This is a genomic window from Granulicella aggregans (genome assembly GCF_014203275.1).
Lineage (GTDB): Bacteria > Acidobacteriota > Terriglobia > Terriglobales > Acidobacteriaceae > Edaphobacter.
Genome location: NZ_JACHIP010000004.1, coordinates 1 through 15,958, shown reverse-complemented (window position 1 = coordinate 15,958; position 15,958 = coordinate 1). Strand labels below are relative to the sequence as shown.

At 61.7% G+C, this 15,958-nt stretch carries 14 protein-coding genes; 5 read left to right on the top strand and 9 right to left on the bottom strand.

Features of this window, described 5'->3' with window-relative positions; genetic code table 11:
• Window positions 1-10 precede the first annotated feature (10 nt).
• A complete protein-coding gene (locus HDF16_RS31580; RefSeq protein WP_184217614.1) occupies window positions 11-1,231 on the bottom strand; it encodes an alanine racemase in 1,221 nt (406 codons plus the stop codon).
• 752 nt (window positions 1,232-1,983) lie between these two features.
• Here HDF16_RS31580 and HDF16_RS13860 point away from each other — a divergent pair.
• Complete coding sequence (locus tag HDF16_RS13860) at window positions 1,984-3,198, top strand: SGNH/GDSL hydrolase family protein (RefSeq protein WP_184217612.1); 1,215 nt, start codon at window positions 1,984-1,986, stop codon at window positions 3,196-3,198.
• Between the two features lie 283 nt (window positions 3,199-3,481).
• Here HDF16_RS13860 and HDF16_RS13855 read toward each other — a convergent pair whose 3' ends face one another.
• The 3 genes from HDF16_RS13855 to dnaA all read right to left on the bottom strand — a co-directional run bounded on the left by HDF16_RS13855 (window position 3,482) and on the right by dnaA (window position 6,513).
• Window positions 3,482-4,597 carry a carboxypeptidase-like regulatory domain-containing protein gene (locus HDF16_RS13855; RefSeq protein ID WP_221312760.1) on the bottom strand — a complete coding sequence of 372 codons (1,116 nt, stop codon included), beginning with the start codon at window positions 4,595-4,597 and terminating at the stop codon, window positions 3,482-3,484.
• Between the two features lie 118 nt (window positions 4,598-4,715).
• Window positions 4,716-4,916, bottom strand: a complete 201-nt coding sequence (locus HDF16_RS30215; RefSeq protein WP_221312758.1) for a hypothetical protein — start codon at window positions 4,914-4,916, stop codon at window positions 4,716-4,718.
• A 142-nt stretch (window positions 4,917-5,058) separates the two neighbouring features.
• Window positions 5,059-6,513 carry a chromosomal replication initiator protein DnaA gene (dnaA, locus tag HDF16_RS13845; protein ID WP_184217606.1) on the bottom strand — a complete coding sequence of 485 codons (1,455 nt, stop codon included), beginning with the start codon at window positions 6,511-6,513 and terminating at the stop codon, window positions 5,059-5,061.
• A 548-nt stretch (window positions 6,514-7,061) separates the two neighbouring features.
• On the opposite strand from dnaA, the gene HDF16_RS13840 reads away from it, so the two are divergent.
• The 3 genes from HDF16_RS13840 to HDF16_RS13830 all read left to right on the top strand — a co-directional run bounded on the left by HDF16_RS13840 (window position 7,062) and on the right by HDF16_RS13830 (window position 8,981).
• Window positions 7,062-7,454: a VOC family protein gene (locus HDF16_RS13840; RefSeq protein ID WP_184217603.1), complete on the top strand. Its 393-nt coding sequence runs from the start codon at window positions 7,062-7,064 to the stop codon at window positions 7,452-7,454.
• Between the two features lie 250 nt (window positions 7,455-7,704).
• Window positions 7,705-7,860 (top strand): 50S ribosomal protein L34, encoded by a 156-nt coding sequence (gene rpmH / locus HDF16_RS13835; RefSeq protein ID WP_089836647.1) that lies wholly within the window; start codon window positions 7,705-7,707, stop codon window positions 7,858-7,860.
• Between the two features lie 212 nt (window positions 7,861-8,072).
• Window positions 8,073-8,981, top strand: a complete 909-nt coding sequence (locus HDF16_RS13830; protein WP_184217602.1) for an NADP-dependent oxidoreductase — start codon at window positions 8,073-8,075, stop codon at window positions 8,979-8,981.
• A 339-nt stretch (window positions 8,982-9,320) separates the two neighbouring features.
• On the opposite strand, the gene HDF16_RS13825 is transcribed toward HDF16_RS13830, so the two are convergent.
• From HDF16_RS13825 to HDF16_RS13810, 4 genes are all read right to left on the bottom strand, one after another.
• Complete coding sequence (locus tag HDF16_RS13825) at window positions 9,321-10,889, bottom strand: phosphatase PAP2 family protein (RefSeq protein WP_184217600.1); 1,569 nt, start codon at window positions 10,887-10,889, stop codon at window positions 9,321-9,323.
• Window positions 10,886-11,851 (bottom strand): hypothetical protein, encoded by a 966-nt coding sequence (locus tag HDF16_RS13820; RefSeq protein ID WP_184217598.1) that lies wholly within the window; start codon window positions 11,849-11,851, stop codon window positions 10,886-10,888. The genes HDF16_RS13825 and HDF16_RS13820 overlap by 4 nt, the downstream gene beginning before the upstream one ends.
• Window positions 11,852-12,300: 449 nt before the next feature.
• Window positions 12,301-12,861, bottom strand: coding sequence for a DUF1697 domain-containing protein (locus HDF16_RS13815; RefSeq protein ID WP_184217596.1), 561 nt, complete (start codon window positions 12,859-12,861; stop codon window positions 12,301-12,303).
• Window positions 12,858-14,105 (bottom strand): cation:proton antiporter, encoded by a 1,248-nt coding sequence (locus HDF16_RS13810; protein WP_184217594.1) that lies wholly within the window; start codon window positions 14,103-14,105, stop codon window positions 12,858-12,860. Before HDF16_RS13810 ends, HDF16_RS13815 begins: the two co-directional genes overlap by 4 nt.
• Window positions 14,106-14,575: 470 nt before the next feature.
• On the opposite strand from HDF16_RS13810, the gene HDF16_RS13805 reads away from it, so the two are divergent.
• Window positions 14,576-15,007 carry a hypothetical protein gene (locus tag HDF16_RS13805; RefSeq protein ID WP_184217592.1) on the top strand — a complete coding sequence of 144 codons (432 nt, stop codon included), beginning with the start codon at window positions 14,576-14,578 and terminating at the stop codon, window positions 15,005-15,007.
• A gap of 7 nt (window positions 15,008-15,014) precedes the next feature.
• On the opposite strand, the gene HDF16_RS13800 is transcribed toward HDF16_RS13805, so the two are convergent.
• A complete protein-coding gene (locus HDF16_RS13800) occupies window positions 15,015-15,575 on the bottom strand; it encodes an RNA polymerase sigma factor (protein WP_184219104.1) in 561 nt (186 codons plus the stop codon).
• Window positions 15,576-15,958: the final 383 nt, after the last annotated feature.

The following is a 15,958-nucleotide window of genomic DNA, read 5'->3' as shown; positions in this document are numbered from 1 at the left end:
GAGATGACGTCTACTTTGGGGAAGCGCGGATGCCGCAGAGGATCTCGTAGGGGATGGTGTGGGCGAGGCGGGCGTGATCCTCGGCGGAGATGCCTTCGCCTAGAAGGGTGACTTCGTCGCCTTCGGCGACGTTGGGGATGGCGGTGATGTCGACCGAGGTGAGGTTCATGGAGATGCGGCCGATGATGGGGGCGCGTTGGCCGTGGATCATGACCCAGCCGCCGGGGCGGTCGTTGGTGGAGGAGAGTTCGCGGCGGAGGCCGTCGGCGTATCCGGCAGGGAGCAAGGCGAGGCGCATGGGATGTGTGGCGCGCCAGGTGCCGTTGTAGCCGACGAGGTGGCAGTTGGGGACATCGTTGATCGCGAGGACGCGGGTCTTCCAGGTTAGGACGGGGCGGACGAGCGAGTGGATGGCCGGGCGGGATGCGCCTTCGATGGGCAGGAGGTGGCCGTAAAGCGCTAGGCCGGAACGGACCATGGGGCGGGCTCCGGCGCGGTGGGCGAGGGCGGCGAGCCAGAGCAGCCAGCCTTCCTTGTTCTCGTTGCTTTCGCTGGTGCCGTTGCTTTCGCGGTCGTCGTTGTCGATGTAGGAGGAGTTGCCTACGTGGATCCAGTCGGGGCGGAGGCCTCGGGCGGTGACGGTGGCGACTGCCTGCTCGAATGCGATGCGCTGGAAGGCGGTCTGGACGGAGTGGGCGACTTCGGTGTCGGCGAAGTGGGTCATGATGCCGGAGAGGCGAAGGTGGGGGCTTGCGGCGATGAGGTTTAGGAAAGCGTTGAGGTTGTCGCCGAGACTGATGCCCTGGCGGGACATGCCGGTGTCGATCTCGAGGTGGATGGGGAGGGGTTCAGATGCTGAGGCGGCGGCCTCGCGGAGATGGGCTAGCTGGTTGAGGGACGAGACGACGGGGGTGAGACGGTTGTGGATGATGGCTTCGGCTTCGTGCGGGAGGGCGGCGGTGGCGCTCATGACGAGGATGTCGGGTTGGGTGGCGTCGGGGATGCCGGCTTCGCGGAGAACGGAGCGGACGCGGGCGCCTTCGGTGGCGTCTGTGACGCCTAGCCATTGGGCGCCGGCGGAGGCGAGGATAGGGGCGCACGGGGAGATGCCGTGGCCGTAGGCGTTGGCTTTGACGACGGCAAGGAGGGTGGTTTCAGCTGTGATGACTGCGCTAATGGCGGCGAAGTTCGCTGCCAGATGTTCCGCCGAGATCTCCGTCCAAATCTTCACTTACACCTGTTTTCTTGTGTGCTGGGTCTATCGTAAATGGCGAAGCGGCCGTGAAAAAGCTGGGCTGAAGTCGCTGCCACTCCGCGTGCGCTGACGGTTTGCGGACGAGGGTAGTGCGAAGGCGGTTCGTGCTTCGCACGAATATCCCACCCATGACCAAAGGCGAGTCATGGATGGGGCACCCGGGTTCGGTGGCTGGGTGGTTTGGGGCTGAAAGGTTCGGGCGGTTGCGGGGAGCGAGCTTCTTCGGGGTCCTTCGCTGCGCTCAGGATGACGGCAAGGACAAGGACAAGGACAAGGGCAAGGGCAAGGGCAAGGGCACAAGCAGGTCCTTCAACTGCGCATCGTGCGATGAAGCTGCACGGTGCTTCGCTCAGGATGACAGTTTGTTGGGGTGTGGGAGGAAGACTGTTCGTGCTTCGCACGAATGTCCCACCCATGACCAAAGGCGAGTCATGGTTGGGGCACCCGGCGGTTGGTGGTGGGGATGTGGAATTGGGTGTTTCCTATGGTGGGATGCGTGTGGTACAAAGCATCGTTCTTGTAGGGAGACGACGTCCTATCTGCAACGGCGTGTGTCTAGGCGGGAGTCCGCGATGAAAATGAATGATGGTTCACCTGTGAGGTTGTGTGTGTCCTCGCGAATGGTGCGGAGTGCTCTTCCGCTGAGCTTGCTGACGGCTTCGGTTTTCCTGTTGGGGAGTTGTTCTAGTGGGAGTTCTTCTTCGAGCGCGTCGGGCGGGAGTACGAGCATGCCGATTGCGGGCGGGAACTTCACGACTACGGTGTTTCTTGGCGACTCGCTGACGGCGGGGTACCAGAGTAGTTCGCTGCTGGATACGGCGGAGGTGCATGGGTGGGCTCCGCTGGTGGCGGGGCAGGCGGGGTTCGGGATTACGCAGGCGCTGATTGCGGCACCGGGGGCACCAAGTACGCTGGTGTTGAAGTCGGTTAGTCCGCTGACGATTGCGACGGCGAGTGGGACGACGACGGGGCGGGATAATCCTTCGACGCAGGTGACGGACCTGGCGGTGCCGGGGGCGGAGTTGAACGACATTTTGAACACGGTGCCGGTGGCTTCGCCGGCGACTGGGCAGGAGCAGATTACGCAGCTGGTGCTGGGGTTTCCGGGGCTGGGACTGGGGCAGGCTTACTCGCAGGCCACGTATGCCGTGAAGGCGAACCCGACGACGATCTTTCTATGGGCGGGGAGCAACAACGCGTTGGACGCGGACACCTCGGGGATGCCTTCGAGCTTGACGAGCGTGGCGGACTTTACGACACAGTACACGGCTCTGATGAAAGAGTTGACGACCAAGACGACGGCGCATTTGGTGATCGCGAATATTCCGGATGTGACGCAGGTGCCTTATATGCAGGCGGCGGCGACGATTCTGGCGGAGTACTCGCAGGGAACGGGCTATCCGGTGTCGGTGCTGAGCGGGTTGTTTGGGATCTCGGCGGGGGACCTGCTGAATCCGGAGGGGCTGGCGGAGGTGGCGGCGATCGTTGCGGGGACGCAGACTACGCCGGTGAGCGATGCGGGTGTGCTGACGGCGGCTGAGGTGATAACAGTGCAGCAGCGGGTGACGGACTACAACACGGTGATTGCGGCGCAGGCGAAGTCGGCGGGAGCGACGCTGGTGGATATTCATGCGCTGTTTGCGAGTGTGGGAGCGAGTGGACTAACGATTGGCGGCTATACGGGAACGAGTGGGTTTCTGGGCGGGTTCTTTTCGCTGGATGGGATTCATCCGACGAATACGGGGTACGCGCTGGTGGCGAACGCGTTTATCGATGCGATGAATGCCGGGTTTGGGTCGAAGATCGCGGATGTGGATGTGGCGACGGTGGCGGCTAGCGATCCGTTGTGGCCGCCGAATCTGGGTGCTACTGTGAGTGCTTCGGCCAGGGTGCCGGTGGGGGCGGTTCGGGGCATGAACGCGGTGTTGGGGCATGGGCGGTAGTGGCTGCATTCCCACCCATGGCCAAGTGCGAGCCATGGGTGGGGTACCCGGTTTCGATGGCTGAAAGGTTCGGGCTGCATCGGAGACGTGAGCGTTGTCGGGGTCCCCTCGCTTCGCTCAGGATGACGGCAAGAACAAACAACGGCAACTGCAAATGCGGGCATTCTTTGCCTTCGGCTCAGGATGACGACGGGAACAAGCAACGACACAGACAAATACAACCGCAACGGCAGAAGCAGATCCTCCGCCTTCGGCGAAGGATGACAAGGGTAGTGGACGGGGATTACTGGGGCTTGGTGGGTGATGCGGGTTTTGCGGATGGGTCGGGTTGGCCGTTGGCGTAGTCGGGGACGTTGGGGGTGATCTCGCGGAGGATGAACTCGCGGATGAGATTGTTGACGGCGTTGCCGGCGGTGTCGATGAGGCCGTTGGTGATGGTGAGGCCGACGCCGCGGTCGGCGTGGGGGTGGTAGGCGTTTGAGATCGCTCCGCCGAGAAAGGCACCGCCGATGTGGGAGTAGTTGGGTTCGTGTTTTCCGTCGTCGCCGCGGGTGATGAAGGCGCGGGAGATGGCGTAGAGTGCGCGGGATTTCTTCGTGCCTGAGCCTTTGTAGAAGTAACGCGGGTCTTGATGCAGGACCGACGGCAGGATGCCGCTGCCGATGACGCGGGCGAAGGCACCGTCTCCGTAGGCGGCGGCGAAGCGCTTGGAGTAGCCGGAGAAGCCGTAGCCATAGCCGGCGTACTGGCCGGCGTTGTACTGGGCTGCGCCTTGGACGGCTGCGCCGAGGAACTCGACCGGGTCGGTTGCGGACTTGAAGGCGAGGTGCATCTTCTGGCCCTTGGTAAGGGGCGCGGCGTTCCAGATGTAGCTGGTGTAGAAGTTCGGGAGGACGCCGAAGGCACGTTGTTTTTCTTCGGCGCGGATCTGCTCCTGGGCGAGCTCGACCTGGGTGACGGTGACCTGGACATCGATGTTTGTGGAGGCGATGGGGAGATCGACCTGCGGGGCCTCGCGGGACTCGCCGGGCTTGAGCAGGATGTCCCCCGAGACGAAGGTCTGGAGGCCCTGAGCGGTGATGGTGAACTTGAAGCGTCCGGCGGGAAGTTTGTCGAAGACGAAGCGTCCGGCAGTGTCGGAGGTGACGACGAGTCCGGCACCGGGGCTGACGCCGGCGGGAAGGCCGGCTTCGACAAGGGTGACGGTGGCTCCGGCGACGAGGCCGCCGTTGATGTCGAGGACGGTGCCGGAGATGCGCGCGGTGCCGCTGCGGGTCTCCGAGCTTTGGGCCTGCGCTGCGGCCAGGACGAAGCTAGGGGCGTCGGGGAGGGCTTCGTGATGCCCGAGGGCGGCGATGTTCTGTGCGATTGCGGAAGCGCTGACGAGAGACAGGCTCAAAAAGACGCAAGAAAATCTGGACATGCGTTAGAAGATACGCGGGAAGTGTTAAGGGAAGCTGAGGAATGCCCCGGGATGACAGGATCGTCATGCGCGAAAGGGAGTGATTTTGGTTGGGTCACAAAGTGTGGCAACGTTCCCACATCTGACGATGACGCCGCCAGATATGGCGCACCCGAGTGATGTGGGTCACCTGCGGTGACTCATTCGCTGGTTGAAAGGTTCGGACGGTCGCGGTGGTGTGAGCTGATGGCGGGTCCTTCGCTTCGCTCAGGATGACGGCGAGAACAAACAACAGCAACAGCAAAAACAACAGCAAATGCGGGGATTCCTGCCCTTCGCGTTGCTCAAGGTCAGAATGCCGGTTGCCGCGGTGAGAAGCTCGCTCCCTGGCGGCCCCATTCATCGCGATGATGCTGCGATGAATGGGGCATAGAGTGTCGATGGGCACTCAGCAGCGATTAGCCGAGGGTCTCCATGAGCTTCGAGAGGGTGCGGGAGAGGTCGTTGTCGGTGCGCTTGAGTTCGTCGATCTTGGAGATGGAGTGCATGACGGTGGTGTGGTGCTTGCCGCCGAATTGACGACCGATCTCGGGGAGCGAGGCCTCGGTGAGCTGCTTGGCGAGGTACATGGCGATCTGACGCGGGACGACGATCTGGCGGGAGTTGTTCTTCTGCTTGAGCTCGGCGACGCGCATGCCGAAGTTCTCGGCTACGGTGCGCTGGATGGTCTCGATGGAGATCTTGCGGATCTGGGTGTCGATGAACTGCTTGAGGCACTGCTGGGCGACGGCGAGCGAGATGTCGACGCCGTGCATGGAGGACCAGGCGATGAGGCGGACGAGGGCGCCTTCGAGTTCGCGGACGTTCGTCCGAACGTTGGAGGCGATGAAGAGGGCCACGTCCGTTGGGAGCTGGGTGTGCTCGGACTCGGCCTTCTTCTGCAGGATGGCCACCTTGGTCTCTAGGTCTGGTGGCTGGATGTCGGCGGTGAGGCCCCACTCGAAGCGCGAACGGAGACGGTCTTCAAAGTCGGCAAGCTCTTTTGGGGGGCGGTCGGAGGCGATGACGATCTGCTTCATGCTCTCGTGGAGAGCGTTGAAGGTGTGGAAGAACTCTTCCTGGGTGCGCTCCTTGCCGGCGAGGAACTGGATGTCGTCGATGAGGAGGACGTCCGTGGTGCGGTACTTGTCGCGGAAGGTGGTCATCTTGTCGTAGCGGACGGAGTTGATCATCTCGTTAGTGAACTTCTCACCGGAGAGGTAGCTGATCGACGCGTGGGGCTGGCGACGTTTGACGTCGTGACCGATGGCCTGCATGAGGTGGGTCTTGCCCATGCCGGAGCCGCCGTAGAGGAAGAGCGGGTTGTAGGCCTTGGACGGGCGCTCGGCGACGGCCTGGGCGGCGGCCATGGCGAACTGATTGCCGCTGCCGGTGACGAAGCCTTCGAAGACGTAACGGGGGTTGAGCTGGGAGGCGGCGTTCCAGTCGAAGCGGGCCTGCTCGGTCTGAGGCTGCGGGGGCGCGGGGTTGCGGTTGAGCTTGCTGGAGGAACCTGCCGCGCCGTTGCCGTTGTTGACCGGGGCGTTGACGCTGTGGCTGGGCAGAGGAGCGAAGCCGCCGTCCTCGCGCATCTTGGGCGCGGCGGGGTCCTGGGCGGGGGTCTGGAAGGTGACGGTCTCGACTTCGAGGTTGAGGTTGTCGATGGCTTCCTGGATGAGGTCAGCGTAACGATCGCCGATGTGTTCGAACTCTGCCGAGGGGATGCGGACGTAGAGTGTCTTGCCTGTGATGTGCGAGAAGCGCGTGGGCTTCAGCCAGGTGTCGAAGGACTGACGATTGATCTTTTTTTCGAGCGCCGCGAGGATGCGGACCCAGTGGTTCAACGCGGCGGCTGCCGTAGGCGCAAATGACATTCTGTGAACTTCCTTTTGACTTTTTTAGAGACCCAACTCTGGTGGGCACGGGGAAAACGCAGTACTGCAATTACGTTCACTGCGAAACCGGCAAACAGTGATCCCCTCCCGCCTTTAGGGGCAGGTAAACATGGACCAAAGGTGACGGAAAAGTCTCCAGACAGACTGCAGGAAAATACCTAACAGACACATGACGTGGAGAAAAAGTTGGGGCAAAGAAACAAAGTGCGAAACAGCCAGAGCGCGGTGCGAAACATCTACATGAGCGGGTTCGATAGTAGCACGATGTGAAGGACGATTTTCGCGTGAATGCAGCATTAAAATGAAGTTGCACCATTCCTTGTGAAGGGAGTGGGAGGCGAGCCGTGCAGGGCAAATGAGCGAGCGTAAAAACGGGAAAAATCTTCCCTTGAAGGGTTGAGCCAAGGCACATTTTTCGCGCGCTCTGTGATATGCGTCGATGTTGTTTTGCCTTGTCTCATGCGTTGTATCGGCGAGACGATTAAGCTTGCGCGAGAGAGGTTTGTGAGACTCGGAGGTCATTGCTGATGGCGGAAGCGATGCTGGGAAAGATGAGCCCCTTCTTCATCGTGAGCAGCGTTGATCAGAGCGTTGCGTTCTATCGGGACAAGCTTGGATTTGAGCGGTGGTATCAGGAGCCGGAGAGTGAGCCGTTCTTCGCTATCGTTGGCCGCGATGGGGCGATGTTGTTGCTGAAGTCGGGAGAGGCTGGGCCGCTGCCGAATTCGAAGCGCGACCCGGAGATGCGGTGGGATGCGTATGTCTCCGTGAGCGACCCGGATGCGCTGGCTGGGGAGCTTGAGGGGCGTGGGGCGGCGTTCAGTATGCCGCTGCAGGATACTCATGAAGGATTGCGTGGGTTTGAGGTTACGGATCCGGATGGGTATGTCTTGTTCTTTGGAAAGCCGAGGTTGGGGTAGTGCGCGGGTGGGCAGGGAAAACGCAGATTCCCTTCGGGAATGACAAAGTGCGAAGAGGGAGTTGTTGTGAAACGGGCGGGTCTGGGATATACTTTGAATCTGCGGCTAACGCCCACAGTTTCGAGCAGGTAGCGTCCTTCCGGACAGCCGGTGTCGACCATCACGCCAGCATCGATCAAGTCCAATCATCAAGACTTCGTTCATGATTTGATCTGTTTCAGGAAGACCCTGCACAGGAGTAGAGAGTTCCATGCCAAAGCGTACTTTTCAGCCTAACCGCCGCCACCGCGCCAAGACCCACGGCTTCCTTACCCGCATGAAGACGAAGGCCGGAGCCGCTGTGCTCAGCCGCCGCCGCGCGAAGGGCCGTCATAAGATCGCCGTCAGCGCTGGCTTCCGCGACTAGTTTTTCGGTTCAGTAAGAAGATCTCCGCGTTTGCAGTAACAGCGGCCACCGCTCTTGTATAGAGCGGTGGCCTTTCTGCGTTGGTGGTCTGCTCGGGCTAAATCCCTAAACGGCAAGGGCCTTCGCTCAGGATGACGGTTTGATAGGCGGTGCCCTCCTCAGGCCGCTCGCCAGGGTCGGTGGCGCATCTCAAGGGGGGAGAGGTGTTTGCTATGAAGGCTGTCGTTCTGCATGAGTATGGTGGTCCGTCGAAGCTGAAGTATGAGGACTTTGAAGATCCGAAACCGGGGCCGGGTGAGGTGCTGGTCCGGGTGGCCGCTACGAGCGTGAATCCGGTGGACTACAAGATGCGGACGGGAGCGGCGAAGGAACGGTTTCCGGTGAACTTTCCCGGGATACTGGGTCGCGATGTGTCGGGCCTGGTACGTGAGGTGGGCGAAGGGGTGACGGGATTCGCTCCGGCGCAGAGGGTGATGGCGCTGGCTCACGCGACCTATGCGGAGTTGACGGTCGTGAAGGCTGACGAGCTAACGCTGGTGCCGGAGGGGCTGGATCTGGTGGAGGCAGCGGCGCTTCCGCTGGTTTCGCTGACTGGGGAGCAGCTTATCTCGCGAGGGACGGGCATCAAGCAGGGCGAGACGGTGCTGATCTCTGGAGCGATGGGAAGCGTGGGCAGGGCAGCGATCTTTACGGCGAAGAAGGCCGGGGCGACGGTGATTGCGGGAGTGAAGAAGGCTCAGCTGGATGCGGCGAAGGAGTTGAGTGCGGACGAGGTGGTCGCTCTCGACGACAAGGAGGCGATGTCTAAGGTGGGATTTATGGATGCGGTCGCCGATACGGTTGGGGGCGAGACGGGGGAGATGTTGCTCTCGAAGGTGAAGCAGGGTGGCGTGTTCGCTTCGGTGGTCGGGCCGCCGCCGGGAGCGAAGCTGCACCCGACGGTGAAGATCGTTCCGGTGATGGCGGTGCCTGATCCGGCGAAGCTGGGAGAGATGGCGGCGGAGGTTGTGGCGGGTAGATACAAGATTCCGATCGACCGGATGCTGCCGCTGGCGGAGGCTGCCGATGGGCAAATCGCGGCGGAGAAGGGTGGAATTGGGAAGGTACTTTTGCTGACTTAGAAGTGGGAACCCCACTCATCCGTGATGAGACTGCGAATGAATGGGGCACACGGCCGTAGCGACACCGCCATATCTGGCGATGGAGCCGCCAGATATGAGGAACCCCGCAATTGGTGCTCGGCCAAGGCGAAATAAGGGGTCTCTCCACTCCCGCTGGTCGGTCGAGATTACGTTTCTTGGAGGGTTGAGGAGTGCGGATCGTGCCCTCGCACGAAGGCCCACCTTAGCAACGATGAAGCCGTCGCGAAGGTGGGCCACCCGGTTTGTTACGTCCCACCCATGACGATGAAGCTGTCATGGATGGGGCACCCAGATGGGGTGGGTTGGGGTGACGGATTGCTACTGGGCTCCGTCGGTTTTGGCGAAGTTGACCGTGAAGTCGCCGATCTTTTTGCCGTGCTGCATGCCTACCTCAATGTCTGAGCGGTAGTGGATGCCGGCGTAGAGGCGGGACATGGCGGCTTCCTGCTGCTGGGAGTCGAAGTAGCTGGCGCCGTCAGGGAAGAGGTACTCGAGGACGTCGGCGGCAGCGGCGGAGAAGTCCGAGTGGCCGGAGACGTAGGAGGGGAAGTTGGGTAGGCCAGTCTGGACCTTGATGTCTGGCGACAGTTGGGAAGGGCGGGGATTGAAGTAGTGATACTTGGCTTCCCAACAGCCGACAGCGGCGTCGTGGAGTGCCATGTTGAGAAGAGCGAAGGTGCGGGCGGTGCGGACTTCGCTCATCTGAGCCTTCTCGATATAGGGGAAGGCAATGGCGTTCCAATGTCCGGGGGGAGTGACGGTGCTGACTCCGTCAGCCCACTTATAGACGGTAGCGAGCTGGTCGCGGGTGAGATTGTTGACGGTGTTGCGGACCTCGGTGGTCTCGGTGCCCATCTGGGAGGATGAGGTGGATGGGGGTGGGCCGGGACGGGCGGTGACGAAGTCGGATGGGGACATCATCCAGCCTTTGACCTGGCCGAAGAGAGGAAGCATGGGCGGACGCGCGGGCGTCTCCTGGCTGAGCCAGGGGATCTCGCCGCGTGCGGTGGTGGAGTCGATAAGTCCCTGCCACTCGGCAGCATTGCCAGCGGCAGCCTTCATGCCGTCGGAGCCGGCGCGGGTGGTGAAGATGGCGGCTACGGCCTGGCCGAGGGCGACGCCGGCGGCGATGTCGCTGGAGCTGGCGCGACCGGCGAGCATGGCGGCCTGCTGTTGATCCGCGGCTTTGGCGGTGATCTCGTCGACGTTGGTGGGGAAGAGGAGCTTGAGCAGGGCGAGGTTGACGCCTGCTTCGACGGCGTCTTCAGAGGGGTAGGAGGGGATGCCGGTGGCGGGCAACAGTGACTGGATGCTGCTATCTACCTTGGAGGGCGAAGGGCGGTTGTAGAGATACTTGTAGTACCAGGCAGCCTTGAGGGCCTCGAACTGAGCGACGGAGACGTAGCTGTAGGCGCGGGCGGCGTAGGGCGGGTTGCTGAAGGGATAGGTGGGATAGGCGAAGGGGTTGGTGGGGCTGGGGCTGGGGTAGGTGCCGCCGTCGGTGGGCGCGGGCGGGAGGTCGGCGCGGGCGACAAGTTCGCGAAGGTACTCGTTCCAGCGGAGGACGCCACCGGCGCTCCAGTAAGTGATGGATGTCTTCTGGGCGTCGGTGAGGCTGGCCTGGCCGGTCTTGATGGCGGCGAGCTCCGACAGGTATCCGGCGTCGGTGACGGCTACTGGAGCGGCGACGGGAACCTGGGTGGGGCCGGAGAGGACGATCATCTTCCAGGAGCCGGCGTTGCTATCGGGCGCGGAGGGGGTGATGGGCGATAGCTGCTCGGAGGAGGGAATGCTCTTGCCGCAGCCTGCGCCGAGGAGGGTGATGCCGAGGCTGAGGGTCGATACGATGATGCGCGACGTCTTGTGGAGATGAGTGTTCTTAATCATGGCCTTGCCTTCTTCTCAAAGTTGAATGTGTAGAGGAAACCGGTGGTGTAGGTGCTGGACTGGCCGACGTTGCGGCCGTCGAAGGTGTTGTCGTAGATGAGCCAGTACTGGAGGTCACGCACACGGGGCAGGGGATAGGTAAGCGTGAAGCCGGCCTTCGAGAAGTTGACGCGATTGGAGATGAAGGGCGAGTCCTGTCGCCGGATATCGCCGCCGCCGCGGGTCTGTTGCTGGCTGAAATGGCCGGTGAGCGTGGTGTCGTTGCGGCGGTAGCCGGCAGCGACGGTGTACTCGAACTGGTTGGGCATCGCGACCTGGTTGCTGAGGTAGAGCTGGCCATTGGTGTAGTAGGAGGAGCGGTCGAGGGTGACGTTGCTGCGCAGGACGTAGGCTGTCCCGGCGTTGAGGTAGAGGCCGCGCTTGCCGAGGAAGTTGACGGTCAGGCGACCGTTGAGGGTCTTGCTGTGGTTGCCGAGCGAGAGCGGCTGGAGATCAGGGGTGTAGTTGGTCATGGGCACGCTGCCGCCGAGGACGCCGATGAGGCGGATGGCTCCGAACTGCTTGACGGGGATGCTGAGCGCCTTGTACTTGACGGCAAGGGAGAAGTCCTGGAAGCCGCGCTGGCCGTGCAGAACGCCCTGGGTGGCGTCGGTCCAGATATACGGGACGGTGCCGAGGATGTTGATCTTGTCGGTGAGGGCGTAGTTGCCGGTGTAGCTGACGGTGCGGGTGATGACGGTGCCGAGGTTTCCATTGGTGCGATTGAGGGAGCCTTCCCAGTAGTGGTCCCAGGAGTCGTACCCGAAGAAGACGCCGGTGCAGTACTTCTGGCGTGAGAGCATGATGCCGTCGTCGGAGGTCTGCGCGTGAAGTGGTATAGATGCTGTGGCGAAGAACGCGAGCCCGATTGCTATGCGCGGGATTGAGATTAAGGCGGCGCGCAACTTGTGTTGAATCTTCAAAAGACGATCTCCGTTCGGTTCCGGACCTTGCAGGCGCGACAACATGCGACCGCAGAACGACACGGCCTGACGTGCTGACACAGGGAAGGCTCTTAGGAACAAGACGGAGTGTAGGCCGCTGGTTCACGGTGGGAACCAGCCGATGGGTTGATTCTTGCTCGTACTTTGGGTGGAGGTGGCGGAGGCAAGGAAGGCCAATGCGGGGATTTTTCGCTTCGCTCAGAATGACGAGCTTGCGGCCTGGAAGAAAGATGCTCCAGAAGCTCGTTGGAAGAGCCTAAGACAGAACGAAACGGTACCCCAGCGGCTAAGCCGCATTGCAAAGAGATCGATTACGGCACGGCTGAAGGCGTGCCCCTAAACAAGACAGGGCATTTCTGCGAGCTCCCGGGTATGCTAGCTTTGCTGAAAATGTTCTACGGAAGATGCTCTGCTGAAACCCTCTGACGCTACGAGTTCTGCTGCGCTGGGGGGAGACCCAGCATGGTGGCGAGGGTGAGGACGGTGCGCCAGTTGCGCTGGGTGCCGGTGGTCTTGAGGGTGGCGTCGAAGTAGGCGGTAGTGAGTTTGGTCCGGGCGGCACCGTTGGGGAGATGGAGATAGAGGTCGCGACCGATGAGGGCGAACTCGTCGGGTGAGGAATGAGAGGGGTCGAGCTTCGCGATCAGTTCGGGGGATGACTGGTCGGCAAGGAACATGACGTGAAGCAGGGAGGGGTCGATGCCGGATTGCAGGAAGGGATTGGCGGCGACGGTGGTGGCGAGCTCGGCGGCTGAGCGCGTTATGACGGGGACTTTGAAGCTGAAGTCGGTGAGAATTTTCGCGCGGACTTTTGTTGCGATCTTGTCTGGATGGGCTGCGCGAAAGACTACGTTGCCGCTCTGGATATAGGTCTTGATGTCTTCTGCGCCGGCCTGGTGGAAGAGTTCGGTGAGGGACTTCATGGGGAGGATGTTCTTGCCTCCTACGTTGATGCCTCGGAGGAGAGCTACGGCGGGTGGGTGGCTCATGCGGCTTCCTTACGTTTGATCTTCAACTTGCCGAGGACGAGGTCCATCGAGCCGCCCTGGACGACGATCGAGAAGAGGACGACGGAGTAGGTGGCGACGAGAATCCAGTTGCGTCCCTGCTGAAGGGGGACAGCGAGAGCGAGGGCGAGCGAGAGGCCGCCGCGCAGGCCGCCCCAGCTTAAGGTGCGGATGGAGCTTAGGTAGCCGGGCTCGATGGTGCGCATGATGCCGACGATGAAGGCGATGACGGCGAAGCGGACGAGGGTGACGGTGACGATGGCCACGCCGCCAGAGCGGAGGGCGAGGCCGCTGAAGGGGATGGCCAAGATCATTAGACCAAGCAGGACGAAGAGGACGGCGTTCTGGACCTCGTCGATGACCTCCCAGAAGCGGTCGAGGCTTTCGTGGGCGATCTCGGCGTGGCGGTGGGTGAGGTTGAAGCGGCGAAGGGCGATGCCTGCGGCTACGGCTTCGAGCGGAGCAGAGATAGACAGGCGTTCGGCTACGGCGTAACCGCCCAGGGCGAGGGCGATGGTCATGAGGATTTCGACTTGATAGGCGTCGACGGCGCGCATGAGAGAGGAGGCGATCCAGGCTAGAGCGATACCTAAGAGAAGGCCGCCGCCGGCCTTGAGGATGAGGAAGCCGGCGACGTCGACGAAGGTGGGCTGGGTGCCTCGGGAGGCTTCGAGGAGGGCGATGAAGAGGACGGCGCCGACGCCATCGTTGAAGAGGGACTCGCCGGCGAGCTGGGCCTGGATGTTGCGGGGGACGCCGACGCGGCGGAGGAGTTCGAGGACGGCGATGGGGTCGGTGGGAGAGATGAGGGCGCCGAAGAAGAGGCAGGCGAGCCAGGTGGTGTGAAGGCCGATGGCGGGGAGAAGAAGCCACATGAGGCCGGCGCTGGCTGCGGCGGCGAGGAGGGTTCCGGGGAGTGACAGCAGGGTGACGAGGAGCTTTTCGCGGCTGAGGGCTTCGAGGTCGAGCAGGAACGATCCGGCGAAGAGAAGCAGAGGCAGCATGCCGTGGAGGATGAGGTTTTCGAAGTCGATGGCTCCGACGAGGCCCATGGCCCAGGTGTGGACGGCGGGATGGCGGGCGCTGACGGCGAGCAGGATGAGCGAGGTGATGACGGTGAGGAGCATGGTCCCGATGGTGATGGGGAGCCGGAGCCAACGGCGGCTGACCCAGCCGAAGAGGGCGGCGGTGGTGACCATGAGGCTGATGAGTTCTAGCTTCGACATTGGGTGGGTTCAGTGTATCGGGGTGGGTGCGATGAGCACGTGCGGCCGGTGGGTGAAAGCTTCGCGCGGTCGCGGGGATATGAGCGGTCTGGCGGGTCCTTCGCTGCGCTCAGGATGACGGCAAGAACAAAGACAAGAACAGGAACAGGAACAAGAGCAAGAGCAAGAGCAAAAGCAAGAGCAAAAGCAAAGGCAAGAGCAAGAGCAAGAGCAAGAGCAAGAGCAAAAGCAAAAGCAAAAGCGAAATGCGGGGGTCTCTCCACTGCGCATTGCGATAGCGCCGCAATGCTCGGTCGAGATGAGGTTTTTTGGGGGATGTGTCGCTTGCGGAGGGATGCCCATGACGCCGTGTGACGGAGACCTTCGAGTGTGTTCAGAGTGGTGACCAGTAACCGCGCAAATGCGCGGTGGTGACTGGTCTACATCTCTTGTGTGATTCGCGGGAGGGTGGGTGCGTTTAGCATCGGGGTATGGAAGAGGATCTTCGCCAACATCTCGAGAAGCTCGAACGTACGGTGGCCGAGCTGGAACGCGTGTCGAAGCGCGCGCTGGGCTTTATTAATACGGTCGAGTACCGGGGCATCGCGTTCAATGTAGGCAAGCGTTTTGTGATTGCGGACCTGACTCCGCTGTCGTTCTTCCACCTGGTGGAGCATATCCAGGAGGACGGGATCGAAGCGGCGGTGGTGCGTCTGTATGACCGGCTGGGGCCGCTGCTATCGTGCCGTCATGACTGGACTCCGCTGAAGCGCGAGGAAGATGAGCGGATGCGCGCGATTGTGGGGATCGAGAAGCAGCCGGGAGCGCCGGGGCCATATATCTGCAAGAGCTGCACGGCGTATGCGCTGGGGGCTCCGCTGCCGCTGGTGGGACGGACTCGGTATGGGGTGGACGCGCAGTAGGTAGTTTCTAAAGAGAGCCGGCGGCAGGTGGGTGCTTCTTGCAGGTGCAGTCGAGGCAGGCGTGTTCCGCGCAGCTTGCACAGGTCTGAATCAGCTGCTTCCGCAGGGCCGCACGCGCACGGTGGAGACGTACACCTGCGTTTGACGCAGAGAGATTGTGCTGCTTTGCGAAGTCCTGCACACGCTGCTCTCCTAGATCGACAGCCAAGAGCGCTTCGGAGTATTCAGGCTTGAGATCCTTGATGATGCCGTGAAGACAGGCGCAGGCCTCGTTGTGAAGCCCGGGCGATGGATGGGCCGATGTCTCGAGTTCGCGGGCCAACGACTCGAGCGCCTTTTCCTGAGACTTGTTCCGACGGTATCGGTCGATGACAGCATTGCGGAGCAGGCGGTAGAACCAGGCGATCGCCGATTCGTCCTGAGCGAATTCGCCCTGGTGCTCGAAGGCGCGAAGGTAGCAGCTTTGGAGGATGTCTTCAGCGAGCGCGGCGTCGGGCACCCGGCGCCGGAGAAAGGCAAGGAAGAGCTTTCGTTGAGTCAGAAGTTCGTTCAGTGGCGTGTTGATCATGTTGCTCATAGGAGTGATGGGGCAGGAGGATAGGCCTCCTGCCCGGTTCGGTAGGTGAGACTAGCTGCGTGTCTTACAGACGCAGATCACGCATTCACAGTTGTTACCACAGGGGCAGTTTGGACACTTCATGGATGTTCTCCTTGGGGACGTCATCGACGTCTGCTTGAGTAAACGCGCGAGGTACATCTTTATTACACTTGGCCATTGTGAAGGCGCTGGAACGGTGGGATGTCTCGCGAGCGACGGTGCGGACTCGGTCGTCGATTGACACTGTTTCCGCTAACACCGGCGGTCTCAACCGGTCGATGCAACACTGGCATGGAGTTTACTAGCTGGAGTTTCAAAATCCAACGTCTTGCGTGGGCGTTGATTGAGGCGCA